This is a genomic window from Chryseobacterium sp. 14P4.3.2 (assembly GCF_057799275.1).
Map to the genome: position 1 here is coordinate 1 of NZ_JBYOKO010000085.1, position 347 is coordinate 347.

Annotated in this window: 1 protein-coding gene; it reads left to right on the forward strand. The window is 29.7% G+C overall.

Translation table 11 applies throughout. The features are described 5' to 3' along the window. Positions 1-347 (forward strand): hypothetical protein (locus AC27VX_RS23905; protein WP_488698483.1); only part of this gene is annotated, 347 nt, incomplete at both ends.

Here is a 347-nt window from a genome sequence, read left to right on the forward strand (position 1 = left end):
AGGATTTGGCTCTAACCTTTTTGATGATCACTTTAATCAGTTTGGTAAATTTTTATACACTGATAATAAGAATACAAATAATATTATTATTGATTTTCAAAATCCTATTACAGGCAGTTTTAATACAGCTCCATGGCTGTCAGTGGAACTAAAGGATTATATATTTAATAAAGATAATGCGTTTGTTTTAGCAAACATCGCTAATCATTATGCTAAAGATGCTGGTATAAATTTAAATAACCTTAAAGGTAATAGCATGTCTGTAGGAATTGCAGATTATCATTTTGATGCAGGGAAAATGGTTGGTACATTTTCTCGTTTTAATGGAGGTGAATATAATCCAGATG